We start from the raw sequence: 23,654 nt of genomic DNA on the forward strand, positions 1-23,654 counted from the left end.
AGCGAATCCGAAGGATCGCGACGCGCTTTAGAGCGTTCCCAGGAGACTCGGAGAGGGCAAGAGGCATGATCCTTTACGACATGGCCGACAGCGGCAATTGCTACAAGCCGCGGCTGTTGATGGCCAAGCTCGGCATTCCCTTCACCCGGGTCGAGGTGAGCTCGCATACCGGCGCGACGCGCAAGCCCGACTACGAGCCAAGAATCCGAACGCGATGGTGCCGATGCTGGAGCTCGACGACGGCAGGCGCATCGCCGAGAGCAACGCCATCCTGCTCTATCTTGCCGAAGGCACGCGCTTCCTGCCGGCCGACAAATACGAGCGCGCGCTGGCTTACCAATGGCTGTTCTTCGAACAATACAGCCACGAGCCCTATATCGCGGTGCGCAAGGCGCTTATGACTTTTCCGGAACGTGCGAAGGACGCCACGCCGGAACGACTGGCGCAGACGCTGGAGCGCGGCAACAAGGCGCTGAGCGTCATGAACCAGCATCTGGAGTGGAACGCATTCTTTGCCGGCAGCGCCTATAGCGTCGCAGATATCGCGCTATACGCCTACACCCACACCGCCGAGAAGGGCGGCTTCCAGCTCGACGCCTATCCGGCCGTGGTGGAGTGGTTGAAGCGCGTCGAGGCGGATAAGGGGCATGTGCCGATCGAGTGGGCGCCGGACTGACGCTGGCGGTCGGCGAAGGCCTAGGCGACTGCGTCCTTCTCCCCGTGAACGGCAGGGTAATCGCATATGGTTTATTGGCGAAGGCAATCCCAACGCCGTCATCCTCGGGCTTGTCCCGAGGATCTGCTGTTGCACGTGGATTTGGCGCGACCATTTCAGGGAGGCTGGTAGATCCTCGGGACAAGCCCGAGGATGACGCCAGTCAAGACGTGCCGGTTATCCGAACTCGCAAAGCCATCCGATTGCCCTGCCCTGAATGCGGAGAAGGAAGCCAATCACCAAAATCCAGACAACAAAAAAGGCGGGCAATGCCCGCCTTCCTATGCCGGTAGCCTGATTGGAGCGTCCGGCCCGGGCTGGCAGCTATCTGCTGTTCCAGCTTGTCGGTCTTTCCGCTCCGGCGCGCTTATCGCGCGACCGTCAGTACATCCGTGACTTGCCGCGCGCCCCGAACCTTCGTCCGGCGCGCGCCTTTACTTATCCGCATTCCGCGATGCCGGGCGGTAAAGCCTGGCCGCAAAATGCTCAAGCCAAATCAGGCTGCCTTGCTCAGAGACCCAGCAGCGGACTTGCCAGTGCGGCGGTCCTGCTCGATCTCGAAGTTGATTTTCTGGCCTTCAGCCAGGCTCGTCATGCCAGCGCGCTCAACAGCGGAGATGTGGACGAAAACGTCCGCGCCGCCATTGTCAGGCTGGATGAAGCCGTAGCCCTTGGTGGCGTTGAACCACTTGACCGTACCAGTTGCCATTTAGAATGCCCTTCACATTTGCTTTAGTTTGACCTGACCAACGTCCGGCCGGCGGTATCGAAATTTTGGAGATAGACGTCAGCAAACGCGAAGATCGCGGCCCGATCGATCGGCCAAATTCAATGGAGCGGATATAGGATAGTTTGAGCGAGAAAACAAGACGGGTAGCCCGGGGGCTAGCCGGCATGTCATCCGCATCAGGAGGCAATGGAAGTTTTGACAGCGGCCGCGCGTTGTGAAGGGATGAGGACGCTTGCCGTACGGGGGAGAGCGGTTGCCGTTTCACGGAACATCGAACCGCTCCAAGCGTCTGTTTTGACGCCGGGTTGCTTTGGGAGAGGAACCATGAAGACCATTCTGCTTGCCGCCTGCCTGCTGCTGCTGGCCGCCGAGGCGCAGGCGGTGTCGCGCTACGATCCGACGCGTATGAGCTGCGACCGGGTGCAGGCGACGATCGCCAGACAGGGCGCCGTCATTCTGCGCTATCAGTCGACGCGCGTGCCGGGACTGCCGCTCTATAATCGCTACGTGCGCGACGAGCGCTTCTGCAACGCGGGCGAGGTGAGGGCGCGCGCCTATGTGCCGAGCGCCGACACAAGGTCCTGCGCCGTCTATGTCTGCAAGCGGCCGGACTTCGACCATTTCCGGCGGCGATTTTTCCCCCATCGCCACTGATAATCCGGCGGGATCTCAGAACCCGAACGAGGCCTGCGCGGCCGGCGGCGGGCCGACGCGAACGCCTTCCATGGCCAGCATCTTTTCCTTGGTGGCCGATCCGCCCGGCGCGGAGAAGCCGCCGATCTTGCCGCCGGCCGCCAGGATGCGGTGGCAGGGGATGACCAGTGGCACCGGGTTGGCGCCGAGCGCAGCACCCGTCTCGCGCGCGAGCCCGGCATGGCCGGCGCGCTTGGCCAGTTCGCCATAGGTGGTTGTCTCGCCGAAGCCGAGCTTGCGCGCGGCAGCGTAGATGGCGAGGCGAAAATCGTCGACGCCGTCGAGGTCGACCGGCACGTCGGAGAAATCGACGTCCTCGCCGGCCGCATAGGCCTTGATCGAGGCGATCAGTTCGACCACCCATCGCGGCTGGTCGGTCGAGGTTGAAACACCGGCGTGGCGGAACAGCCGGCGCTCGACCGCCTCGCGGCTGCGTTCGGGCAGGCAGAGCCTGATCAGGCCCTTCTCGTTCCAGGCGATGCCCATGAAGCCGATCACTGTTTTTAACACTGCGTGGCCGGCCGTGATCTCAGATGGGGGTTTCATGGCGTTTTCCTTCCGAAAAACAACGAAAAACGAGTACATATCCAGAACAATATGGCATTTCCGCCCTCCTCCCGCCACCCGAAAACCGCCTAGTGGCCCCGATTGCCGGGTGTGAATCGCTGGTGTAAGGACTCCTTAACAACCGACAAACCGGACCCTCACGGCTTGCCAACCAAAATCATATTCACTGCGCTCGGCGTGCTCGTTGCCGCTGCTGGTCTGAGCGGTTGCACCTCGACCTCGCAAATGAAGGCCGCGCCCACGCTTGCGGAAGCCTCAACGCCTGTCGTGGCCGACGACACGCCGACGGTCGCGCTGCCCGAAACGGTGGCCGTGCTGCCGGAGCCTTCCGGCCTCGCGCAGGTGCAGACCGCCGCGCTTACTGGCGATGTCGTTGCCATGGCGACCGCGCCAGGCGCGCTTGCGACGCAAGGCGCGCTGTTGCCGCCGCCTGTTCAGCCCGGCGCGGCGCTGGCCCAGCCCGCGGCCTTCGCCGGAGCGACGCCGATGGCCGGCCAGTTTCCGCCGCCGCCCGTGCTGACGGCCGGCGGCTCGCCGACCGGCCCAGGATCCATCAAACAGGCGGGATCGATCAAGCAGGCGGCGGTCTATACGACCGCGGGCGTCGCCATGCCGGTCACCGGCCAGTCGGCGAAAATCGCCCCGATGCCCGGTGTCCAGCAGGTTGCTTACGTGGCGCCGGACAACCCCGCTCTGCTGGCGGCGCCTGGCCAGCCCGAGCAGCACGCCAGCGGCCCGCGCGGCGAGATCGAGCGTCTGATCGACAAATATTCGGCGCTCTATGAAGTGCCGGTCGAGCTGGTGCGCCATGTCGTCAACCGCGAGAGCACCTTCAACCCGAAAGCCTATAATCACGGCCATTGGGGACTGATGCAGATCAAGCACGCGACGGCGCGCGGCATGGGTTACGACGGCCCGGCGACCGGCCTGTTCGACGCCGAGACCAATCTCAAATATGCCGTGAAATATCTGCGTGGCGCCTGGCTGGTCTCGGGCGGCAACGCCAAGCGGGCCGATACGCTCTACCAGACCGGCTATTACTACGACGCCAAGCGCAAAGGCCTGCTCGAGGCGACGGGACTTGGCGTCGACCGCAGGCGCCACCGCCTGCAACCCGACGCCTGAGCGGACGGTCCGCGCGGCGTTTCGAGACAGCGCCATGCCTGAAAACACGACGCCTCGTCCGCCGGCTCCCAACGACATCCGCCTGCGCAAGCTGCTCGACGATACGCTCACCGCGCCGCATTGGCCGGAAGGTTTCGTCATGCGCGCTTTCGAACATCGTGATGCGCAGGCTTTGCACGCGCTGCTGGAAGAGGTGTTCGACGACGGCGCCGACGGGCCGTTCGACGACTGGTGGCCGCGCATTGCCGGCGACGCCGAGTTCGATCCCGCTCTCTGCTTCCTCGTGATCGACGGCAAGGGCCTGCTGGCGGGCGCGGCGCTGTGCTGGACATCCGGTTTCGTCAAGGATCTCGCTGTCCATCCGGAATCCAGACGGCAAGGCATCGGCGAGGCGCTGATGCGGCACGTGTTCCTGACGTTTCGCGAGCGGGGCGCGGCCCATGTCGATCTCAAGACCAACACGGTGGAGAACACCGCGGCCTTCAGGCTCTATGAGCGGCTCGGCATGGTCCCGGTCGACTGGGAAGGCTGACGCGCAAAGCGCGGCGGCCGGGATCGGGCTTCCGGCGCGATGTTGCAACCACCTGCGCGCACGCATTGTGAACTCCTTCACATAGGCTGACGTTAGGGCATGCTAATGCGTCGTCGTGCCGGGCGGCCGATCGGCGGATCGACGCGGGCAAGGCGTCGGAGGCGGCTGTGCCGGCATGCGTCAGCCACTCCCAGACGGGCTCCGGGGCGGGGGTTTCGGAGCCCGTCCGCTTTCGTAAAAGCGGGTGAAGGAAAGCAGGACGCCGGCGCAGTCGAGCCGACCGAGGCGGCTTCACCGACCTGTCGGCCTGAACCGGCGCGCATGAGCGCATGGAACCCTACGCGCCATCGTGCATTCATCGCAGGGGCCTTGATGAGCCGCGACGCCGAGATGGCGCCGCCGGCCGCTGAGGGAGGCCCGCAATCCCGTGAAATTTGTTCCCGCGTTCCTGGCGTTGGCTGCCACCATCTTGCTGGCCGCTGCTCAAGCCCGGGCTGTCGAGCTCTCGATCGTGTCGGGCGACACCGGCAACGGCATCAAGGTGCTGCGCGAAATCCTCGACCTCTATGAGAAAAAGAGCGGCAACAAGGTCGGCATCGTCGTCATCCCGCCCTCGACCACCGACCAGTTCGGCCAATACAGGCTTTGGCTTGCCGCCGGCAGCAGCGATATCGACGTCTACCAGACCGACGTCATCTGGGCGCCGCAGCTGGCCAGCCAGCTGGTCGACCTGACCGAGGCGACCAGGGACGTGGTGGGGGAGCATTTCCCGTCGATCATCCAGTCGCAGACCGTCGACGGCAGGCTGGTCGCGCTGCCGATCTTCACCGACGCGCCGGCGCTCTATTACCGCAAGGATCTGCTCGGCAAATATGGCTTCAAGGTGCCGACCACCTGGCAGGAATTGCAGGACACCGCGAAGCTCGTCATGGACAAGGAGCGGACGGCCGGCAACAAGGACATCTGGGGGTATGTCTTCCAGGGCAATGCCTATGAGGGGCTGACCTGCAACGCGCTCGAATGGGTGAGGTCGAATGGCGGCGGCGGGATCATCGAGCCGGACGGCCGCATCTCAATCAACAATCCAAAGGCGGCCGCGGCGCTCGACAAGGTCAAGGGCTGGATCGGGGGAATCGCGCCGCCGGGCGCGCTCGCCTATCAGGAAGAGGAGGCGCGCGGCGTCTGGCAGACCGGCAATGCCGTCTTCATGCGCAACTGGCCCTATGCCTATGCGCTCGGCAACAGCGAGAATTCGCCGATCAAGGGCAAGTTCGACGTGGCGCCGCTGCCGGCCGGCGAAGGCGGGCATCCGGTCGCGACGCTGGGCGGCTGGAACCTTGCCGTGTCCAGATATTCGAAACATCCGAATGCCGCGATCGATCTGGTGAAGTTCATCGCGTCGCCCGAGATGCAGAAATACCGGACGCTGAAGACGGCCAACCTGCCGACCATCGCGGCGCTCTATGACGACCCCGACATCGCCAGGCAACAGCCGATCGTGCCGCGCTGGAAAGAAATCTTCCTCAACGCGCAGCCGCGCCCCTCGGCAACGGCCAGGATCAAATACAACGAGGCATCGAGCCAGTTCTGGACGGCCGTGCACAACACGATCTCGGGGAACGGCACCGCCGCCGACAATCTCGCCGATCTCGAGGCGCGGCTGACCAGGCTGAAAGGCAAGGGCTGGTGACGCCGGCAAGGCCATCGCCGCTGGCGCGCCGGCGCGTTCGCACGGCCTGGCTGTTCCTCGCGCCGATGCTTTTTGTGCTTGGCGTCGTCGCCGGCTGGCCGTTCCTGCGTACGGTCTATTACAGCTTCACCGATGCCTCGCTGGCCGATCTCGACGCGCGGCAATGGGTGGGCTTCGACAATTACTTCTCGGTGCTGCGCCTGCCGAGCGGGCGGCTGCTTTACGACGGGCTGCTCGTCGATCCGGTCTGGTGGCGGGCGGTGTGGAACACGGTGCGCTTCGCCGTTATCTCGGTGGCCTGCGAGACGGTGCTCGGCATGATCGTCGCGCTTGCGCTCAACGCCGAATTCAAGGGACGCGGCGTCGTGCGGGCGGCGATCCTGATCCCCTGGGCGATCCCGACGATCGTCTCGGCCAAGATGTGGCAGTGGATGCTCAACGACCAGTTCGGCATCATCAATGTCGTGCTGCTCAATCTCGGCCTGATCGATAGCAAGATCGCCTGGACCGCGAGCACCGACACCGCGATGGTCGCCGTGCTGATCGTCGATATCTGGAAGACGACGCCGTTCATGGCGCTGCTCATCCTCGCGGCGCTGCAGATGCTGCCGCGCGAGATCCTCGAGGTGGCGAAGCTCGACGGCGCGAATCCCTGGCAGATCTTCTGGCGCGTGACCCTGCCGCTGATCCGCCCGGCGGTGATGGTGGCGGTGATCTTCCGCGCGCTCGACGCGTTGCGCATCTTCGACCTGATCTATGTGCTGACGCCCAACAATGTGCAAACCAAGTCGATGTCGATCTTCGCGCGCGAGAACCTGTTCGAGTTCGACAAGTTTGCCTATGGCTCGGCCGCCTCGACGTTGCTTTTCCTCATCATCGGCCTGCTCACCATCGCCTATATCCGGCTTGGACGGCTGAGTTTCGAGGGAGGACGCTGACATGCGAATGCTGAAGCGCGCCGCCTTCTATCTGCTGCTTCTCGCGATCGTCTTCGTCGCGGTGTTTCCGTTCTACTACGCCATCGTCACCAGCCTGAAATCGGGAACTGAGCTGTTCCAGGCAAACCTTTGGCCAAGAACGTTCAGCCTCGCCAATTATCGCAACGTGCTGACCGAAGGACCCTTCCTGCGCAATCTCGTCAATTCGCTGGTCGTCTCCGGCGCGGTGGTGGCGATCTCGCTGCTGCTCGGCGTCACCGCGGCTTACGCGCTGGCGCGTATTCGCTTCCGCGGCCGCGCGGCGCTGATGCTCGCCATCCTGTCCGTCTCGATGTTTCCGCAAGTCGCCGCGCTTGCCGGACTGTTCGAGATCATCCGGACGCTGCATCTCTATAATTCGCTCTTGGCGCTCATCCTGTCCTACATGATCTTCACGCTGCCGTTCACGGTCTGGGTGCTCACCACTTTCGTGCGCGACCTGCCCGTCGAGATCGAGGAGGCGGCGATCCTCGACGGCGCCGGGCCGTGGACCATCCTCACGCGCATCTTCCTGCCGCTGATGTGGCCGGCGCTCGCCACCACCGGGCTGCTCGCCTTCATCAGCGCCTGGAATGAGTTCCTCTTCGCGCTCACTTTCACCTCCACCAACACGCAGCGCACCGTGCCGGTGGCGATCGCGCTCTTGTCCGGCAACTCGCAGTTCGAGATCCCCTGGGGCAACATCATGGCCGCCTCGGTGATCGTCACCGTGCCGCTGGTTGTGCTGGTGCTGATCTTCCAGCGCCGCATCGTCTCCGGCCTCACTGCCGGCGGGGTAAAAGGTTAGATATCCGGCGCATTGCCGACCTTCTTCTTCATCTCGAGCGTCCAGGCGCGCCCTTCATCGCCGCCCCACAGCAGCCAGGCGATATAGCCTGCGGAAGGATTGTCCTCGTTGCCGTAGTTCTTGCCGCGCTTGTCGACCTCGTGGCGGGCGAAATAGCTGACCATGCGCCGGATGGTCGAGGGCGACAGGTTCCTGCGGTTCTTGAGCTCGGTGGCGCGGGCGACGCCGATCTCGGTGCCGCCACGGCCGAACTGCTGGCGCAGCCGCAAGCCCTTGGCGGCGTTGTCGGCAACGACCTGCGGGCAGCGCAGGTCGATTTCTTCTGTGTCGCTCATTTTCTCCCCCGTTTCCCGGAAGGTTTAGCCAACGGAAGGAATAGCGCAAAGCGGGGCTGGTTCCGGTGAGGAAAAAATGTCGGAACACATCAGAGCCGCACGTCCTTGGGCTGTAGAGCAACCCGTGCCGGGACGCCGGCGCGCCGGTCAAGGAGACGATCATGATCACCTTTCCCAATGAATCTGCCAAATACCGCACGGCCCGCGAAAGGCTGCTGCGCAAGGAGATCGAACTGCGCCGCGCCATGGAGGCTGTGGCCGAGGCAAGACGCGCCCTGCCGCCGGGCGGGCTGGTGCCGCAGCACTATGTGTTCGGCGCCCTGGACGGCCAGGGCCGGCCGGCAAAAGTGAAGCTTCCGGACCTCTTCGCGCCGGGCAAGGATTCGTTGATCCTCTACCAGATGATGTTCCCGCGCCATCCGCAGGAAACGCGCGATGTGGCAGCAAGCGGCGAGACGGCGAAACTTGCCCGGCAGGACCAGCCATGCCCGTCCTGCACCGCGCTGCTCGACCAGTTCGACGGCGCGGTCAGCCATCTCGAGGCGGCGGGCTTCAACTTCGCGGTTGTGGCGAAGACCGGGCTCGACAATCTGACGGCGCTCGGCCGCGACCGCGGCTGGAAAAACATGCGGCTGGTCTCGTCGGCCGACAACAATTTCAAGCGCGACTACAATGCGGAAGACGCTGAGGGCGCGCAGCTTCCGCTGCTCTCGGTGTTTCACCGCGATGCCGACGGCGTCCGCCATTTCTGGTCGTCGGAGCTTGGCTTCGCGCCGTCCGAGCCCGGACAAGACCCCCGCGCCATCGGCACCTGCGAGATCCTGTGGAACCTGATGGATTTCACGCCGGAGGGCCGGCCGGACTGGGACGAGCAGCTGCAATATGCCGGGCAGGCGGCTGCTACGCACTGCCACTGATGGCGAGGGCGGGCGTTCAGCCAGTCGGCCTTTTCAGGCAACCCCAACGCGGATGCCGCGTTGGGGATGGCGGAGGGGCTGTTCGGATCGGAGTTTTGAGATGAAAACGCTGCTGCCCCTGGTCGCCGTCGCGCTTCTTGCCGGCGCGCCCGCCGCGTTCGCCCAATCAGGCGACACCAACACGGATGCCGTGGGACCGATGGTGACCGAGAACAAGGTCGATACCCAGACCTTCGTCACGACGGTGCCCAACGCCAATGCGTTCGAGATCCAATCAAGCAAGCTGGCGCAAGAGAAGTCGGCGTCGGCCGACGTCAAGGCTTTTGCCGCCGATATGATCAAGGATCACACCAAGGCCGGCGAGGATTTCAAGGCCGCGCTCAGCCAGGGCCAGACCACCGCGTCGATCAAGCCGGCCGGCCCCGCGCTGCAGCCTAAGGAGCAGCAGATGCTCGACGAGTTGAAGGGCGCCAGCGGCAAGGATTTCGACGCCAAATACATCAAGATGCAGACCGATGCGCACAAGGATGCTGTCGCGCTGTTTTCCACCTACGCCAATTCCGGCGACGACCCGGCGATGAAGGAATTCGCCAAGAAGACCCTGCCGGTGCTGAAGATGCATGAGAAGCACGTGAAGGACCTGGCGGTCGCGCATCAGTGAGGGGCACCTTCCCCTTCTCCCCCTGTGGGAGAAGGTGGCCGAGCGAAGCTCGGTCGGATGAGGGGTGCTCCAGGGAATGCCGACGCCTCACTCCGCTGGAACACCCCTCTTCCGTCTCGGCGCTGCGCGCCGATCCACCTTCCCCCACAAGGGGGGAAGGAGAAGAGGCGCTGGCGTTCCCTCGCTGCCGCGATAAGCTCCTCCGCAAATCAGGAGGACCACCATGGACAAGGAAGTCATCGAAGTGCCGGTTATGTCGGCGAAGGTGCGGGCGCTCGGCCTGCCGTGCTCGACGGCGGTGCGGGCCAACGGCTTCGTGTTCATCTCGGCGACGCCGCCGGTCGACATGGTGACCGGCGAGATGGTGCGCGGCGACATCGAGACCCAGACCGAGGCGTCGCTGAAGGCGCTCAAGCACTGCCTGGAAGCGGCCGGGACCTCGCTGGACAAGGTGGTGATGGTGCGCATCTACGCCGTCAATTCCGGCTTCTACAACGCCATCAACCGGGTCTATGCGAAGTATTTTGCGACCAACGCGCCGGCGCGGAGTTTTGTGCCGGTGGCGTCTTGGCCGATGGAGTTCGATATCGAGATCGAGTGTGTGGCGGTGGCTTGAGCCGAAGTCCATTCATTCTTTCGGGGGCTTCCAATCCACTGAAGGGCTGTGTTACTGTCCTCCTCCAGTTCATTACTTATAAATACTGTGAGGGGTGGGAATGTGTGAGCTGTGGACTGCGTTGTCGCGGGTTTTCACAATATTGGCTGCCGGCCTATTGACTGCTGCGGTGCTGACGGCCTCGGGGTCGGCCGCAGCAAAATGCGCCGATATTCCCATAGCGGTGGTCGGCCCCATGACCGGCGATTGGGCGTATGATGGAGAGGAGATGCGGCGGGGTGCTCAACTTGCCGTAGACGACATCAACGGCAAAGGCGGCGTACGAGGATGCAAGATAGCACTGACCGTCCTTGATGACCAATACACGCCGGCCACCGCGATAGCCTTGGCCAAAAAATTGGCAAAAGACGGGGTTCGCTTTGTCATTGGCCACTTCAACTCAGGCAGTTCTATCCCCGCCGCGACGATCTACGCCAAGAACAACACTTTGATGGTTAGCCCAGCATCAACAAATCCCGCCCTAACCGAATTCAAACTTTGGAATGTTGTTCGGACAGCGGGTCGTGACGATGTTCAGGGCACGTTTGCCGGCGAGTACATGGCCGATCATTTCCCAACGCAAAATTTTGCGATCGTTAGTGACGGTACGCCCTATGGTGATGGCTTGGCTAACCATGCAAGAAAAGCGCTACGAATAAAGGGGCATCCCGAAAAGCTGGCCACAAAGATCAAGCCCGGCCAAGGCGATTTTCTGGACCTCATAGGCAAGCTTAAATCGATGAGGATCGAAGTTCTCTTCTTCGCTGGGCTTGCCGACGATTTTGGTCCACTTGTTCGGCAAACCAACGAAGCTGGGCTGAAGGTTCAATTTATCTCAGGAGACGGAGCTCTAGTCCACGATCTATCGGGAAAGGCGGGACCCGCGTTGGAGGGGGTGCTAGTCGCTTTTTCGCTTGAGGACCGCGGCAACCCCGCTGCAGCCGACGTTGTTGCGCGCTTTCGTTCTCAAGGGTTCGAGCCGGCAGACTACACGCTCAAATCCTATGCGGCAGTCCAAGTGGTAGCCAAGGGTATCGAAATGGCAGGCACTGAGGCGCCGAGAACTGTTGCGGCTTCCATAAAATCCGGTCAGCCAATTCCGACCGTGTTGGGCAACCTCACCTTCGACGCGAAGGGGGACCGGAATCAGCGTGACGTAACAATGTACGTCTGGAAGAAGCGAGGAGACGGCACGCTCATGCTGGATTTCCAATCTCCATAGATTATCCAAAATACTCCTGCAGCGGCCGCACCTCCAAGTTCCCCGCCCTTAACGCCGCAATCGCCTCCGCCACTGCCGCTGCGCCCGACAGCGTCGTGTAATACGGCACCTTCTGCATCAGCGTCGCGCGGCGGAGCGACTTCGAGTCCGACACCGCCTTCTGGCCGTCGGTCGTATTGAAGACGATCTGGACCTGGCGGTTGCGGATGGCGTCCTCGATGTGGGGGCGGCCTTCCAGCACCTTGTTGATCTTTTCGGCCACCACGCCGTTTTCGGCGAGGAAGCGGGCGGTGCCGGAGGTGGCCAGCACCTTGAAACCCTGGCCGGCGAGGCGTTTTACCGCCGGCAGGATGCCCTTCTTGTCCTCGTCGCGGACCGAGACGAACAGCGTGCCCGCGCGGGGGAGATCAACACCCGCGCCGAGCTGGCTCTTGGCGAAGGCCAGCGCAAAATCGCGGTCGAGGCCCATGACCTCGCCGGTCGAGCGCATTTCCGGCCCGAGCAGGATGTCGACGCCGGGGAAGCGGGCGAAGGGGAAGACGGCTTCCTTGACCGCGATGTGGCCGGGATTGCGCGGGTCGGGCATGGCGCCGTAATGGGCGAACGCATTTTCCAGCGTCTCGCCGGCCATGATGCGGGCCGCGATCTTGGCGATCGGCCGCCCGATGGTCTTGGCGACGAAGGGCACGGTGCGCGAGGCGCGCGGGTTGACCTCCAGCACATAGACCGTGCCGTCCTGGATCGCGTATTGCACGTTCATCAGGCCGCCGACATTGAGCGCGCGGGCCAGCGCCGCCGTCTGCCGCTCCAACTCGTCGACGAGGTCGGACGGCAGCGAGTGCGTCGGCAGCGAGCAGGCGCTATCGCCAGAATGGATGCCGGCCTCCTCGATGTGTTCCAGGATGCCGGAGACGAAGGTCTCCTTGCCGTCGCACAGGCAGTCGACATCGACCTCGATGGCGCCGGACAAATAGGTGTCGAACAGCAGCGGGTTCTTGCCGAGCAGCGTGTTGATCTGGCCGGTCTTGTCGTTGGGGTATTTCTGCTTGATGTCCTCCGGCACCAGGCCGGGCACGGTGTCGAGCAGGTAGGTCTGCAGCATGCTTTCGTCATGGATGATCTGCATGGCGCGGCCGCCAAGCACGTAGGACGGGCGCACCACCAGCGGGAAGCCGAGCTCGCCGGCGACCAAGCGCGCCTGCTCGACCGAGTAGGCGATGCCGTTCTTCGGCTGGCTGAGGTTGAGCTTGTGAAGGAGCTTCTGGAAGCGGTCGCGGTCCTCGGCCAGGTCGATCATGTCGGGTGAGGTGCCGAGGATCGGGATGCCGGCCTTTTCCAGCGCGTCCGCCAGCTTCAGCGGCGTCTGGCCGCCGAACTGGACGATGACGCCGACCAGTTCGCCCGACGCCTGCTCGGCGCGCAGGATTTCCAGCACGTCCTCCGCCGTCAGCGGATCGAAATAGAGGCGGTCGGAGGTGTCGTAGTCGGTCGAGACCGTCTCCGGATTGCAGTTGACCATGATCGCTTCATAGCCGGCATCGCGCAGCGCAAAGGCGGCGTGGCAGCAGCAATAGTCGAACTCGATGCCCTGGCCGATGCGGTTCGGGCCGCCGCCGAGGATGACGACCTTCTTGCGCGACGACACGCGGGCCTCGTTGGCCGGCTCGCCGACGAAGGGCACTTCATAGGTCGAGTACATGTAGGCGGTCGGCGAGGCGAACTCGGCGGCGCAGGTGTCGATGCGCTTGTAGACCGGATGAACGTCGAGCTTTTCGCGGGCCTTTTGGACGACTTCGGCGTCGGTCTTGGTCAGCGAGGCGAGGCGGGCGTCGGAAAAGCCCATCGCCTTCAGCATGCGCAGATTGACGGCATCCTGCGGCAGGCCATGCTCGCGGATGCGTTCCTCCATGGCGATGATGCCGGCGATCTGCTCGAGGAACCACGGGTCGATCTTGCACATGGCGTGCACGTCTTCCAGCGAGGTGCCCATGCGGATCGCTTGCGCCACCATGCGCAGCCGGTCCGGCGTCGGCGTGCCGAGTGCTGCACGGATCGCGTTGCGGTCGTCAGTGTGGCTGGCGGGCGCGCTGCCATGGCCGAGGCCGGGGATCTCGATCTCGTCCAATCCGGTCAGGCCGGTCTCCAGTCCGCGCAAAGCCTTCTGCAGCGATTCCTGGAAGGTCCGGCCGATGGCCATCACTTCGCCCACCGACTTCATGGCGGTGGTCAGCACCGGCTCGGCGCCGGGGAATTTCTCGAAGGCAAAGCGCGGGATCTTGGTCACCACATAATCGATCGTCGGCTCGAACGAAGCCGGCGTCGCACCGCCGGTGATGTCGTTCTCCAACTCATCCAGCGTGTAGCCGACGGCAAGCTTGGCCGCGACCTTGGCGATCGGGAAGCCGGTTGCCTTCGAGGCCAGCGCCGAGGAGCGCGAGACGCGCGGGTTCATCTCGATGACCACCAGACGGCCGTCGGCCGGGTTGACTGCGAACTGCACGTTGGAGCCGCCGGTCTCGACGCCGATCTCGCGCAGCACCGCGATCGAAGCGTTGCGCATCATCTGGTATTCCTTGTCGGTCAAGGTCAGCGCCGGCGCGACGGTGATCGAGTCGCCCGTGTGCACGCCCATCGGGTCGAGGTTCTCGATCGAGCAGATGATGATGCAATTGTCCGCCTTGTCGCGGACGACCTCCATCTCATACTCCTTCCAACCGAGCACGCTTTCCTCGATCAGCACCTCGGTGGTGGGCGAGGCGTCGAGGCCGGACTGGACGATGTCGTAGAATTCGGCGCGGTTGTAAGCGATGCCGCCGCCGGTGCCGCCCATGGTGAAGGAGGGGCGGATGATCGCCGGCAGGCCGACATGGTCGAGCGCCTGGGCGGCGATCGCCATGGCATGGCTGATATAGCGCTGCTTGCGGTCGCCTTCGCCGAGATTCCAGCGGGTTTCCAGCGCGTCGAGCGCGGCGTCGAGGTTTTGCGGGTTCTCCGCCTTCAACGAGGCGCGCTCGGCCTCATGGGTCTTGCGGTCGGCGTTCTTGACGTCGGTGGCGTTGGCCAGCATCGAGCGCGGCGTCTCCAGGCCGATCTTGCTCATCGCCTGGCGGAACAGCGCGCGGTCCTCGGCCTTGTCGATGGCATGCGCATCGGCGCCGATCATCTCGACATTGTAGCGGTCGAGCACACCCATGCGGCGCAGCGACAGCGCCGTGTTGAGCGCCGTCTGGCCGCCCATGGTGGGCAGCAGCGCGTCGGGCCGCTCCTTGGCGATGATCTTGGCCACCACTTCGGGTGTGATCGGCTCGATATAGGTGGCGTCGGCCAGCTCCGGATCGGTCATGATGGTGGCCGGATTGGAGTTGACCAGGATGACGCGGAAACCTTCTTCCTTCAGCGCCTTGCAGGCCTGGGTGCCGGAATAGTCGAACTCGCAGGCCTGGCCGATGACGATGGGGCCGGCCCCGATGATCAGGATCGACTTGATGTCGGTGCGTCTTGGCATAGTCGAAAAATCCGTTCGGCGAGCGGCTTGCACGAAAAACCGGGCGGGGGAGGACCCGGCCGGTTGTGCTTGCGATTCTGGTATCAGGCTAGGAGGGCCTTATAGGGAAGAGTTTTGCGGGATGTAACCCCGAAAATGCGGGTTTTTGGGTTGGCCCGCTATTCCCCCAGCGCCAGCTGATCCGTGATCTCGAAGCGCTCTGAAACGCCGATCCGGATCATGTTGAGCGTGCCTTCGCGGGTGAAGCGGAATTCTTCGGCCGAGTCCGAGCTGCTCGGCTGGCCGCCATGGAAGGTGATGATGCGCGCACCGCCATCCGGCCAAGTCACCGTGACATCACTGTCGCCATCCTTGCGCGCGACGGTCACCGCGCAGCGGGTCATCGGCTGGCCGATGTGGCGCGCGCAGGGGATGCCGCCGGCCGCGTCCGGGGCAGGGGCGTCGGATTCGGTGCTCGCCGAAGTCACGAAAGCGAGACCGTAGGCGTCCTGCATGGCGATCCTGACGATCTCGGTCGCGGAAGGCGGATCGGCCGGCTCGCCGCCGCCCAGGCGCGCCGCTATGTCGGCCTGCGGCTCTTCGGGAGGTGGCTGAGGCGCGGCAGCCGCGGCCGCCGGCGCGGCGGTGTCCTTAGAAGGCGACGCTGGGTTATTGGGGCTGAGATAGCGAGCGGGCGCCCAGCCGGTTAGGCGTGCGTCCTGCGTGTCCTCGACCTTGCACCATGGATTGTTGTTGACGGTCTTGCAGCCGTAGTTCTTCACCGCCGCGCCGTTGGGCAGCCGCGCCGTCACCTTTCCGCCCGGCGAAGCGGTGGCGCGGATGTTGAGCAAATCATCCGGCGCGAGGCCACCGATGATCGAGACGATTGTGCCTGGCGCATCCTGAGCCAGGGCCGGGAGGGCGGCCAGACACAAAGGAGCGGCGATCAGCAGTGTCGATCGGAGCGTAACTTTGCGCTTCATCCCTCGGCCATGCACTTCAATCGTGGCGCTCAATCTGGATATGAGGTTCCCTCAATCCTGGAAATGAGCTGCGCTCAATCCTTTATAAAACCGGTTCGCAGCGCTTGCGCCCATTCCGGTCTTCCCGCTTGTTCGGCCTGCTTTGCGGCGGCTTCATGGTCGTAGTCGACGGCAATGCTCTCGAAGCGGCGGGGACGGCCGTCCGCTCCAAGCTCGACGATGCCGTAACGGGCGTGCGGCGAGCCTTGTTCGGAGACATGCGCCGGCGGCGTGTCGTCGTCATAGGCCGGACAGCCGACGCTGCCTGGGTTGAAGATGACCGGACCGTCGGGGATGCAGATCAGCTCGCTGCGGTGGCTGTGGCCGCACAGCACCAGGCGGCAGGCCGGATCGAGCGGCTTCAGCCGGCGCCTGATCGCGTCAAGCGGCGCCCGCACCAGCTGGCCGTCGACAATGGCGTCGGCAAGGTATTTCTCGTCATGGTCCGGCCGTGCATGGAAGGCGACGACGCCGGGCGCGATCTCCAGTCGAAGCGGCAAGTCGAGCAGCGCTTGGCGCTGCGCCGATGTCAGCCGCTCCTTTGCGTAGCGATCGGACGGCCACATGGTTTCGTCGGCCGGGTCCTGCGCGACGCGGCGGTCATGGTTGCCCCGCACCGTCGGCAGCTTGAGCGCCTGCAGCCGTTCCATCGTCTCGCGCGGCCAGAGCGGGCCGGAGACACAGTCGCCGAGATTGACGGTGAGATCGGCGCCGCCACGGCGCTCGAGATCGTCGAGCACGGCGTTCAATGCGAGCACGTTGCCATGGATGTCGGCGAGGACTGCGATGCGCATGCGTTTCAGGCCGAAACCTCGACTTCGGACACACCGACCGCCGGCAGATCCTTATCGCCGTCAGCCGCGGCAATCACGCTGTCGAGCAGGCCAGGGAAACGCCTGTCGAGGTCGTCGCGGCGCAATGTGATCAGCCGGCTGGTGCCGACCGCTTCGCTGCGGGTGACGCCCGCCTCGCGCAGCTTGGCGAGGTGGTAGCTGAGATTGGTCTTGGAGGCGAGGTCGAGGAACTTGCTGCAGTTCATCGGCACGCCTTCCTTGCGAGCCAGATAGCGCACGATGGCAAGCCGGGTCGGATCGCCGAGCACGGCAAGCACGATCGGCAGGCTGATCTGGTCGGTGGCTGGATGGGGCAAGGTCATGACCCAGAATTAAGCACAAACGGCACGAACTTCAACGCGGCTCCTTTCCCTGCCGGTAGACACAGCCTCTTCCTTCCAGCCCCGTCCTGACACAGGGCTGTCAGCAGGGTTCAGTTATTTGTCCCGGCTCGGTTGACATCATGCCCTTCTATGTCCAATTGTTCAATAACTTTTGAACTAAGGACATTCCCATGGACAAGCGGATCTTCTGGCTGGCGCTCGGATCGTTTGCGATCTCCACCGAAGGCTTCGTCATTTCAAGCCTTCTTCCCGACATAGCATCCGACGCCGGCATTTCGGTGCCGCTCGCCGGCTCGCTGATCACCGCCTTCGCGCTCGCCTATGCGATCGGCGCGCCGGTGCTGGCGACGCTGACCGGCGAGTGGGACCGGCGGCGCGTCATCCTATGGACGCTGGTGTTCTTCGTCATCGGCAACATCGTCGCCGCGCTGAGCTCGTCCTTCGAATTGCTTTTGATCGCGCGCATCGTCATGGCGCTGTCATCCGGCCTGTTCGCGGCGACCGCGCAAGGCACGGCCGTGGCGCTGGTCGACGACCACCACCGGGCCCGCGCCATCGCTGTCGTCGTCGGCGGCACCACGGTGGCGGTGGCGGTCGGTGCGCCGCTCGGCGCGTTGGTCGCCGCGATCGCCGGATGGCGCGGCACGTTCTTCGCCATCGCCGCGCTCGGCGCGCTATCCGGCGCGATCCTCTGGTGGCGCCTGCCGCGCGGCCTCATTGGCACCAGGCTGCCGCTGAAGCGCAGGCTGGCGGCGGCTGTGCGCCCCGGCGTGATGCCGATCCTGCTGACGACGGCGCTTGCGTTGATCGGCGCTTTCACCGTATTCGCCTTCATCGCGCCTTTGGCCATCCAAGGCGGCGGGCTCTCGCCGATCGCGCTGCCGGGAATGCTGCTCGCCTTCGGCGTCGGCGCCGTCATCGGCAACATCGCCGGCGGCCAGGCAGCCGACCGCTTCGGCGCGACCCGCACCGTCGCCTGGTCGCTGACGCTGTCGGCCGCGATGCTCATCACCTTCTCGCTTATCCCGACCTTCCTGCCGCATTCGATCGGCGGGCCCGCGCTGATGGCCATGATGGTGCCGTGGGGCATCGTCGGCTGGGCCTTCCCGCCGGCGCAGGCGAGCCGCATCCTCAAGATCGCGCCCGACGCCGCGCCGATCGTGCTGTCGCTCAATGCTTCGGCGCTTTACTTCGGCGTCGCGCTGGGCGCGGTGGTCGGCGCCGCCGTGCTGCGCTTCGGCGGGCCGGCTGATCTCGGCCTGACCGCCGCGGTGTTCCCGATCATCGGGCTCGGTATCGTCTTGGCGGGAAGAATGTTTGCCCGGCCGGTGGCAATGCCCGCCGAGTAAGACGTGCCGATATTCAGGTGAGCCCGGCCTGATCTGAATCTCAGCACGTCTTCACAGCTGAAGAATTGATCGGCCGCCGCTTCTTCAGTTCGAGGAGGCGGCCGCCGGCATTTCCAGGTCGAGATCGGCCACCACATCCAGCGCCGCGCGCAGCTTGGCCGCCTGCTCCGCGCCGACCTTCTCCTCGAACTGCCGCTGGGCGACGCTCCAAAGCTTGAGCGCCTCGTCGAGCTTGACGTCACCCTGCGGCGTCAGCCGCACGCGCTTGACGCGGCGGTCATCCTTGTCGGGAAAGGTCTCGACATAACCGTCGCGGATCAGCGGCTTCAGCGTGTGGCCGAGGGCCGAGAGATCCATGATCAGCGCTTCGGCGATGGTGCCCATCGCCGGCTCATCGCTGACATGGATCTGAAAGATCAAGCCGAACTGCGTGCTCTTCAGCCCCGAAGGCGCCAGCGCGTCATCATAGAAGCGGCCGAGGCTGCGGGCCGCGCGGCGCAGCGTGGCGTTGTTGCAGTCGCTGAATCCTGGCTTCCGAGCTTTGGTCATGATCACTCCTTGCCGGCGCAAAGACACGCCAGCCTGCCGCAGAAATAGTTTTCGCCGCAGCCGTTGACAAGATAGTGGCATATACCTACTTCGGCAAAAGTGGCATATGCCACTAATTGAAATCAGAAGCGCGGCGGACGATGCGATCATCGGCGTCGAACCAAGCGAAGCGAACAAAGGAACAGGACAATGAGCACGAAGGACAATAAGGGCACGGCGGTCATCACGGGCGCATCGTCGGGCATCGGCGCGGTCTATGCGGACCGGCTGGCGGGGCAGGGCTACGATCTGGTGCTGGTGGCGCGGCGCGCCGACCGGTTGCAGGAGGTGGCGGACAGGCTCGCCTATGCCTATGGCCGCAAGGTTAAGACGATCGTCGCCGATCTCTCCGTCGATGCCGATCTGCGCCGCGTCGAGCAGGCGGTCGCGACGGACGACAGCGTGGCCTTGCTGATCAACAATGCCGGCGTGGCCGGCCTGGAAACGATTGCCGACGCCGACGCCGACACGGCGGAGCGCATGATCAAGGTCAATGTCATTGCGCTGACCAGGCTGACCCGCGCGGTCCTGCCGGGCCTCATCAAGCGCAATCGCGGCGGGATCATCAACATCGCCTCGGTCGTTGCCTATGGCATTGCCGTCGGCGGCATCTACAGTGGCACCAAGGCCTATGTCGCCAACTTCACCGAAGCGCTGCAGAAGGAAGTTGCCGGCACCAATGTGAAGGTCCAGTCCGTCGTGCCTGGGCCGATCCGCACCGAGTTGTGGGACGTCTCCGGAATCAGCCTCGACAGGATCAATCCGGACTGGATCATGAGCGCCGAGGATCTGGTCGACGCGGCGCTTGCCGGGTTCGCCCAGGGCGAGACCGTCACCGCGCCCGGCCTTGCCGACGCGGCCGGGCTGACGACCTATCTCGGCGCCAGGGACCAGTTCTTCGGCAGCCTGTTCTCCGGCAAGCCGGCGGCGCGCTACGCCGTCTGAGTGTCAGGTTCCTCGCCCCCGCAAAGCGGGGGAGAGGTGGCCGCGAAGCGGCCGGAGAGGGGGCCTTCGTAGGGGCCTTCGTAGGGCGAGTCCGTGGCCGGATATTGCTTGCCGTGGCGCCCCCTCTCCGTCTCGGCTTCGCACATCTTCTGTGACTGGCGTGACTGGTCAGGCCGAGGCTTGATTGGTACGTGGTTCCCCCAATCCGTCGCTGCTTCGCAGCGCCACCTTTCCCCCCTCCGGAGGGAAAGGAAGGGAGCGTTTCCGGACGAGCGCTGACGCCAAAAAGCTTGGCGCCTTCCTCTACCCCGTCGATCGGGGGAGAGGTGGGTCGGCGAAGCCGAGACGGAGTGGGGGTCGACCAGCGCTACATTAGACAATGCATGCGCTGCCGAGCGCGCTATCGCCAAAGACCAGCCGCTTGGCAATGTGCGCATGCCGTAGCCCACCTTCGTGGGGGCGAGGAACGGCGCTACACCGGCCGCCACATCTGCAGGATCGACGCGGCCAGCAGCAGGCCGAGCACGATGTTGAGCGCGCGCCACTGGCGCTCCGTCTTGAGGAGCCGAGCAAGCAGGGTCCCCGCCACGCACCACAGCGACAGCGAGAAGGCAGCCGCCAGGCCGAACACCGCGCCCAGCAGCAGCGCAAGCTGCAAGGGACCGTCAGCGAGCGCCGCAAAGGATGCCGCAGCGCCCAGTCCCATCGCCCAGCCCTTCGGGTTCATCCACTGGATGCCGGCGCCGCCGAAAAAGCTGTTCGGCCTAGCCATGCTGATGTCGAGATTGGGGGGACCGCTGCGGCCGATCTTGATCGCCAGCCAGATCAGATAGAGCGAGCCGGCGATCTTCATGGCGAGCTGCAGGGATGGAATGGCGGCTAAAAGTCCAGCAAGACCGGCCGCACCCGCGGCCGCCACGGTCGCCAGCCCCGCCGCGCTGCCGGCCATCAGCGGCACCGAGCGGCGGAAGCCGAATTGCGCGCCGGAGGCGGTCGACAATGTCGTGGCAATGCCGGGCGTCGCGGTCGAGATCAGCGCGAACAGGACCAGCGGGATGATGGTTTCGGACATGCGGTCTTCCTATTCGAGAAGCCGGCATGCTTAGGCGCTTGGCGGCATCAGTAAATGCAATGTTTGATATGGCTTGCATTAGCAATTATAATGCAACAATGATCCGCGATCTCGACACGACTCTCATCCGCACCTTCGTCACGACGGCCGACAAAGCCAGCATGACGGCGGCGGCCAATGCGCTTCACCTGACACAAGGCGCCGTCAGCCAGCAGGTCAAGCGGCTTGAGGAGGTGCTGGGGCAAAGCCTGTTCGAGCGCGACCGCCGCGGCCTGAAGCTGACGCGCTCCGGCGAGCGGCTGCTCGACAAGGCCAGGCGCCTGCTGCAACTCAATGACGAGATCCTCACCGAGATCAAGGGCAGGGTGGTCGCCGGACAGGTGCGGATCGGCGTGCCTTACGATCTCGTCGGCACGCTGCTCGCGCCCGTGCTGAAAGCCTATGCCGAAGCCTATCCGCAGGTGGAGATTTCGCTGGTCTGCGCCTCTTCGCCTGGACTCGCGGCGGCCCTGGCTGCGGGCACCATCGACCTTGCCGTCATCGAGGAGCGTGCCGGTCCCAGCGCCGGCGAATGCCTGCTCGTCGACCGGCTGGTCTGGGTCGGAGCCAAAGGCGGCGCGGCCCGCCTGAAGCGGCCGTTGCCGGTCTCCATCGTCGCCGACACCTGCGCCTTCCGGCCGGCGGTGCTGGCGGCACTCGCCGAGCATGGGCTCGACTGGCGCACCGTGTTCGAAAACGGCAACATCGATGCCACGACCGCGACGGTACGGTCGGATCTCGCGGTGACCACCTGGCTTGCCTCGACTGTGCCGGCCGATCTCGACATCCTGTCCGATGCCGGCCTTCCGGCGCTGCCGAATTTCTCGGTCAACCTGCATCTGCCAAAGCATGCCACCCAGCCGCCCGCGCAGGCTTTTGCCAGCCATATCCGCGAGGGTCTTTCGCGCTATCGCCAGGCGGCGTGACGCGACCGTCGGTCAGCCATTCGCTGCCGCCATGGCGACCGCCAATTGCGCTTCGAAAGCGCGCTTGAAGGCCGGCCGCGCCTCGCCGCGGGCGACATAGGCGGCAAGGTTCGGGAATTCGTTCAGCAGTTCCGATCGCTGCAGCCGGCGCAGCACGCCCACCATGACAAGGTCGCCGGCGCTGAAGTCGCCATCGAGCCAGTCGGAATCGCCGAGATGACGGGAGAGTTCGCCCAGCCGCTTGCGGATCCGGTCGTCGACCAAGGGCAAGCGCTCATCGTGCCACGGCGCGTCGCGCTCCAGGATCACGGCGGTTGCGCGCTCGAGGATCGGCGGCTCCACCGTGCTGTACGCGGCGAACATCCAGGCGACCGCGCGCGCCCGGGCGTTCGCATCGTCGGGCAACAGGCCCGCATGACGCACCGCGATGTGGAGGACGATCGCGCCTGACTCGAACAGAGCGAGATCGCCTTCTTCGTAGGTCGGGATGCTGCCGAAAGGGTTGAGCGCGAGATGCGCAGGCTGCTTCATCGCAGCGAACGAGACGAGACGAACGTCGTAAGGTTGTCCGACTTCTTCGAGAGCCCAGCGCACTTGCATGTCGCGCGCCAGCCCCCTGCCGCCATCGGGCGATCGTTCGAAGGCGGTAATGGTGGGTATCATCGGCAGGGTCCTTGTGATGGCGTCGAATGTCTCGTGGTTCCGGGAAAGGCATTGGTAGCGGGTGAGGCGCGCCAGCAAGGCCACCCCCACCCGCCATCAATTGCTACTTCCAGGTCCTGCGCCGTTCGAGTTCGGCTTCGGAAGGCTCCTGCTGGGCAAACGAGCCTGTACGGATTTCGCCCGCGCGCTCATAGGTCGCCATGATAACGCCGGTGGTGGTGGCCTGCGACTTGACGAGCTTGAACGCCGCCGGGACAGCGTTGTCGCCGAACAGCCGCTTGCCCTTGCCCAGCAGCAGCGGAAAGATCATCAGCCGGATCTCGTCGATCAGCCCGTTGGCGAGCAAGGTGTGGATCAGATCGCCTGAGCCCTGGATGAGCAGGTCAGGCCCGTCTTCCTGCTTGAGTTCCTTAAGCCTGGCGACGATGTCGGGCCCGAGCGACTGGGTGTTTTGCCAGGTCAGCGAATCCGGCCGATGCGTCGCCACATATTTGGTCGCAGGGTTGAACACATCCGCGATCGAATCTTTCTGATACGGCCAGTACGCGGCGAAGATGTCGTAGGTTCTGCGGCCGAGCAGCAGGTCGAAGGGTTTGGAGAACAGTTCCTCCATTGCCGTGCCCGCCACCTCGTCGAAGTAATGGAACGTCCAGCCGCCGAACTTGAAGCCGCCGACCGGATCCTCTTCCGGGCCGCCCGGCGCCTGCATGACGCCGTCGAGGCTGACGAAGGTGGCGGCGATGATCTTGCGCATATGCTCTTCTCCTTTGCTGTTCCTCCGCC

General features: G+C 64.5%; 24 protein-coding genes and 1 pseudogene. 14 read left to right on the forward strand and 11 right to left on the reverse strand.

Annotation, left to right across the window (positions count from 1 at the left end; genetic code table 11):
- Positions 1–65: 65 nt before the first annotated feature.
- Positions 66–676: pseudogene (locus tag CK230_RS12015) on the forward strand (glutathione S-transferase family protein).
- Positions 677–1,211: 535 nt separating this feature from the next.
- On the opposite strand, the gene CK230_RS12020 reads toward CK230_RS12015, so the two are convergent.
- Positions 1,212–1,424, reverse strand: a complete 213-nt coding sequence (locus tag CK230_RS12020; protein ID WP_027168154.1) for a cold-shock protein — start codon at positions 1,422–1,424, stop codon at positions 1,212–1,214.
- A gap of 345 nt (positions 1,425–1,769) precedes the next feature.
- Here CK230_RS12020 and CK230_RS12025 point away from each other — a divergent pair, with 345 nt between their 5' ends.
- The gene (locus CK230_RS12025; protein WP_095817355.1) at positions 1,770–2,099 is read left to right on the forward strand and encodes a hypothetical protein; all 330 of its coding nucleotides are present in this window, start codon (positions 1,770–1,772) and stop codon (positions 2,097–2,099) included.
- Positions 2,100–2,114: 15 nt separating this feature from the next.
- Here the strand turns inward: CK230_RS12025 and CK230_RS12030 are convergent, their stop codons facing one another.
- A complete protein-coding gene (locus CK230_RS12030) occupies positions 2,115–2,684 on the reverse strand; it encodes a methylated-DNA--[protein]-cysteine S-methyltransferase (protein WP_095817509.1) in 570 nt (189 codons plus the stop codon).
- A 165-nt stretch (positions 2,685–2,849) separates the two neighbouring features.
- Here CK230_RS12030 and CK230_RS12035 point away from each other — a divergent pair, with 165 nt between their 5' ends.
- The 5 genes from CK230_RS12035 (at position 2,850) to CK230_RS12055 (ending at position 7,816) form a co-directional block, all read left to right on the forward strand.
- Entirely contained in the window at positions 2,850–3,830 is a 981-nt protein-coding gene (locus tag CK230_RS12035) for a transglycosylase SLT domain-containing protein (protein ID WP_095817356.1), read from the forward strand.
- A 34-nt stretch (positions 3,831–3,864) separates the two neighbouring features.
- Positions 3,865–4,362: an N-acetyltransferase gene (locus CK230_RS12040; RefSeq protein ID WP_095817357.1), complete on the forward strand. Its 498-nt coding sequence runs from the start codon at positions 3,865–3,867 to the stop codon at positions 4,360–4,362.
- Between the two features lie 427 nt (positions 4,363–4,789).
- Positions 4,790–6,052, forward strand: a complete 1,263-nt coding sequence (locus CK230_RS12045; protein WP_095817358.1) for an ABC transporter substrate-binding protein — start codon at positions 4,790–4,792, stop codon at positions 6,050–6,052.
- A 65-nt stretch (positions 6,053–6,117) separates the two neighbouring features.
- Positions 6,118–6,990 carry a sugar ABC transporter permease gene (locus tag CK230_RS12050; protein WP_095817510.1) on the forward strand — a complete coding sequence of 291 codons (873 nt, stop codon included), beginning with the start codon at positions 6,118–6,120 and terminating at the stop codon, positions 6,988–6,990.
- 1 nt (position 6,991) lies between these two features.
- On the forward strand, positions 6,992–7,816 hold the full coding sequence (locus CK230_RS12055; RefSeq protein WP_095817359.1) for a carbohydrate ABC transporter permease: 825 nt from the start codon (positions 6,992–6,994) through the stop codon (positions 7,814–7,816).
- On the opposite strand, the gene CK230_RS12060 is transcribed toward CK230_RS12055, so the two are convergent.
- On the reverse strand, positions 7,813–8,151 hold the full coding sequence (locus tag CK230_RS12060) for a hypothetical protein (protein WP_095817360.1): 339 nt from the start codon (positions 8,149–8,151) through the stop codon (positions 7,813–7,815). The two genes, CK230_RS12055 and CK230_RS12060, sit on opposite strands and share 4 nt — an antisense overlap.
- A 161-nt stretch (positions 8,152–8,312) precedes the next feature.
- Between CK230_RS12060 and CK230_RS12065 the strand changes: the two genes are divergently transcribed.
- From CK230_RS12065 to CK230_RS12080, 4 genes are all read left to right on the forward strand, one after another.
- Entirely contained in the window at positions 8,313–9,068 is a 756-nt protein-coding gene (locus CK230_RS12065; RefSeq protein WP_095817361.1) for a DUF899 family protein, read from the forward strand.
- A 100-nt stretch (positions 9,069–9,168) separates the two neighbouring features.
- On the forward strand, positions 9,169–9,729 hold the full coding sequence (locus tag CK230_RS12070; protein ID WP_095817362.1) for a DUF4142 domain-containing protein: 561 nt from the start codon (positions 9,169–9,171) through the stop codon (positions 9,727–9,729).
- Between the two features lie 223 nt (positions 9,730–9,952).
- Positions 9,953–10,345, forward strand: coding sequence for a RidA family protein (locus CK230_RS12075; protein WP_095817363.1), 393 nt, complete (start codon positions 9,953–9,955; stop codon positions 10,343–10,345).
- A gap of 100 nt (positions 10,346–10,445) precedes the next feature.
- Positions 10,446–11,606, forward strand: a complete 1,161-nt coding sequence (locus CK230_RS12080; RefSeq protein ID WP_095817364.1) for a branched-chain amino acid ABC transporter substrate-binding protein — start codon at positions 10,446–10,448, stop codon at positions 11,604–11,606.
- A 1-nt stretch (position 11,607) separates the two neighbouring features.
- Here CK230_RS12080 and carB read toward each other — a convergent pair whose 3' ends face one another.
- The 4 genes from carB to CK230_RS12100 all read right to left on the reverse strand — a co-directional run bounded on the left by carB (position 11,608) and on the right by CK230_RS12100 (position 17,268).
- Positions 11,608–15,111, reverse strand: a complete 3,504-nt coding sequence (gene carB / locus CK230_RS12085; RefSeq protein ID WP_095817365.1) for a carbamoyl-phosphate synthase large subunit — start codon at positions 15,109–15,111, stop codon at positions 11,608–11,610.
- Positions 15,112–15,269: 158 nt separating this feature from the next.
- A complete protein-coding gene (locus CK230_RS12090; RefSeq protein ID WP_095817366.1) occupies positions 15,270–16,073 on the reverse strand; it encodes an SH3 domain-containing protein in 804 nt (267 codons plus the stop codon).
- A gap of 74 nt (positions 16,074–16,147) precedes the next feature.
- Entirely contained in the window at positions 16,148–16,906 is a 759-nt protein-coding gene (locus CK230_RS12095) for a metallophosphoesterase family protein (RefSeq protein WP_095817367.1), read from the reverse strand.
- A 5-nt stretch (positions 16,907–16,911) separates the two neighbouring features.
- On the reverse strand, positions 16,912–17,268 hold the full coding sequence (locus CK230_RS12100) for a helix-turn-helix transcriptional regulator (protein WP_095817368.1): 357 nt from the start codon (positions 17,266–17,268) through the stop codon (positions 16,912–16,914).
- A 191-nt stretch (positions 17,269–17,459) separates the two neighbouring features.
- On the opposite strand from CK230_RS12100, the gene CK230_RS12105 reads away from it, so the two are divergent.
- Positions 17,460–18,638: an MFS transporter gene (locus CK230_RS12105; RefSeq protein WP_095817369.1), complete on the forward strand. Its 1,179-nt coding sequence runs from the start codon at positions 17,460–17,462 to the stop codon at positions 18,636–18,638.
- 84 nt (positions 18,639–18,722) lie between these two features.
- Here CK230_RS12105 and CK230_RS12110 read toward each other — a convergent pair whose 3' ends face one another.
- Positions 18,723–19,187 (reverse strand): MarR family winged helix-turn-helix transcriptional regulator, encoded by a 465-nt coding sequence (locus tag CK230_RS12110; protein ID WP_095817511.1) that lies wholly within the window; start codon positions 19,185–19,187, stop codon positions 18,723–18,725.
- Positions 19,188–19,376: 189 nt separating this feature from the next.
- Between CK230_RS12110 and CK230_RS12115 the strand changes: the two genes are divergently transcribed.
- A complete protein-coding gene (locus CK230_RS12115; RefSeq protein WP_095817370.1) occupies positions 19,377–20,171 on the forward strand; it encodes an SDR family oxidoreductase in 795 nt (264 codons plus the stop codon).
- A 472-nt stretch (positions 20,172–20,643) separates the two neighbouring features.
- Here CK230_RS12115 and CK230_RS12120 read toward each other — a convergent pair whose 3' ends face one another.
- Positions 20,644–21,243, reverse strand: coding sequence for a LysE family translocator (locus tag CK230_RS12120; RefSeq protein WP_095817371.1), 600 nt, complete (start codon positions 21,241–21,243; stop codon positions 20,644–20,646).
- A 98-nt stretch (positions 21,244–21,341) separates the two neighbouring features.
- On the opposite strand from CK230_RS12120, the gene CK230_RS12125 reads away from it, so the two are divergent.
- Positions 21,342–22,208 carry a LysR substrate-binding domain-containing protein gene (locus tag CK230_RS12125; protein ID WP_095817372.1) on the forward strand — a complete coding sequence of 289 codons (867 nt, stop codon included), beginning with the start codon at positions 21,342–21,344 and terminating at the stop codon, positions 22,206–22,208.
- Between the two features lie 12 nt (positions 22,209–22,220).
- Here CK230_RS12125 and CK230_RS12130 read toward each other — a convergent pair whose 3' ends face one another.
- Both CK230_RS12130 and CK230_RS12135 read right to left on the reverse strand, forming a co-directional pair.
- On the reverse strand, positions 22,221–22,871 hold the full coding sequence (locus CK230_RS12130; RefSeq protein WP_095817512.1) for a glutathione S-transferase family protein: 651 nt from the start codon (positions 22,869–22,871) through the stop codon (positions 22,221–22,223).
- Positions 22,872–22,974: 103 nt separating this feature from the next.
- A complete protein-coding gene (locus tag CK230_RS12135) occupies positions 22,975–23,625 on the reverse strand; it encodes a dihydrofolate reductase family protein (RefSeq protein WP_095817373.1) in 651 nt (216 codons plus the stop codon).
- Positions 23,626–23,654 lie beyond the last annotated feature (29 nt).

Origin of the sequence: Mesorhizobium sp. WSM3859 (assembly GCF_002295065.1) — a bacterium.
GTDB lineage: Bacteria > Pseudomonadota > Alphaproteobacteria > Rhizobiales > Rhizobiaceae > Mesorhizobium.

What these genes read in the sequence shown, in the direction of transcription:
- CK230_RS12095 (WP_095817367.1), bottom strand. Translation starts at nt 16,906, where the DNA reads ATGCGCATCGCAGTCCTCGCCGACATCCATGGCAACGTGCTCGCATTG.
- CK230_RS12020 (WP_027168154.1), bottom strand. Translation starts at nt 1,424, where the DNA reads ATGGCAACTGGTACGGTCAAGTGGTTCAACGCCACCAAGGGCTACGGC.
- CK230_RS12025 (WP_095817355.1), top strand. Translation starts at nt 1,770, where the DNA reads ATGAAGACCATTCTGCTTGCCGCCTGCCTGCTGCTGCTGGCCGCCGAG.
- CK230_RS12135 (WP_095817373.1), bottom strand. Translation starts at nt 23,625, where the DNA reads ATGCGCAAGATCATCGCCGCCACCTTCGTCAGCCTCGACGGCGTCATG.
- CK230_RS12075 (WP_095817363.1), top strand. Translation starts at nt 9,953, where the DNA reads ATGGACAAGGAAGTCATCGAAGTGCCGGTTATGTCGGCGAAGGTGCGG.
- CK230_RS12090 (WP_095817366.1), bottom strand. Translation starts at nt 16,073, where the DNA reads ATGAAGCGCAAAGTTACGCTCCGATCGACACTGCTGATCGCCGCTCCT.
- CK230_RS12130 (WP_095817512.1), bottom strand. Translation starts at nt 22,871, where the DNA reads ATGATACCCACCATTACCGCCTTCGAACGATCGCCCGATGGCGGCAGG.
- CK230_RS12055 (WP_095817359.1), top strand. Translation starts at nt 6,992, where the DNA reads ATGCGAATGCTGAAGCGCGCCGCCTTCTATCTGCTGCTTCTCGCGATC.
- CK230_RS12060 (WP_095817360.1), bottom strand. Translation starts at nt 8,151, where the DNA reads ATGAGCGACACAGAAGAAATCGACCTGCGCTGCCCGCAGGTCGTTGCC.
- CK230_RS12110 (WP_095817511.1), bottom strand. Translation starts at nt 19,187, where the DNA reads ATGACCAAAGCTCGGAAGCCAGGATTCAGCGACTGCAACAACGCCACG.
- CK230_RS12105 (WP_095817369.1), top strand. Translation starts at nt 17,460, where the DNA reads ATGGACAAGCGGATCTTCTGGCTGGCGCTCGGATCGTTTGCGATCTCC.
- CK230_RS12040 (WP_095817357.1), top strand. Translation starts at nt 3,865, where the DNA reads ATGCCTGAAAACACGACGCCTCGTCCGCCGGCTCCCAACGACATCCGC.
- CK230_RS12120 (WP_095817371.1), bottom strand. Translation starts at nt 21,243, where the DNA reads ATGTCCGAAACCATCATCCCGCTGGTCCTGTTCGCGCTGATCTCGACC.
- CK230_RS12125 (WP_095817372.1), top strand. Translation starts at nt 21,342, where the DNA reads ATGATCCGCGATCTCGACACGACTCTCATCCGCACCTTCGTCACGACG.
- CK230_RS12115 (WP_095817370.1), top strand. Translation starts at nt 19,377, where the DNA reads ATGAGCACGAAGGACAATAAGGGCACGGCGGTCATCACGGGCGCATCG.
- carB (WP_095817365.1), bottom strand. Translation starts at nt 15,111, where the DNA reads ATGCCAAGACGCACCGACATCAAGTCGATCCTGATCATCGGGGCCGGC.
- CK230_RS12080 (WP_095817364.1), top strand. Translation starts at nt 10,446, where the DNA reads ATGTGTGAGCTGTGGACTGCGTTGTCGCGGGTTTTCACAATATTGGCT.
- CK230_RS12030 (WP_095817509.1), bottom strand. Translation starts at nt 2,684, where the DNA reads ATGAAACCCCCATCTGAGATCACGGCCGGCCACGCAGTGTTAAAAACA.
- CK230_RS12050 (WP_095817510.1), top strand. Translation starts at nt 6,118, where the DNA reads ATGCTTTTTGTGCTTGGCGTCGTCGCCGGCTGGCCGTTCCTGCGTACG.
- CK230_RS12070 (WP_095817362.1), top strand. Translation starts at nt 9,169, where the DNA reads ATGAAAACGCTGCTGCCCCTGGTCGCCGTCGCGCTTCTTGCCGGCGCG.
- CK230_RS12100 (WP_095817368.1), bottom strand. Translation starts at nt 17,268, where the DNA reads ATGACCTTGCCCCATCCAGCCACCGACCAGATCAGCCTGCCGATCGTG.
- CK230_RS12065 (WP_095817361.1), top strand. Translation starts at nt 8,313, where the DNA reads ATGATCACCTTTCCCAATGAATCTGCCAAATACCGCACGGCCCGCGAA.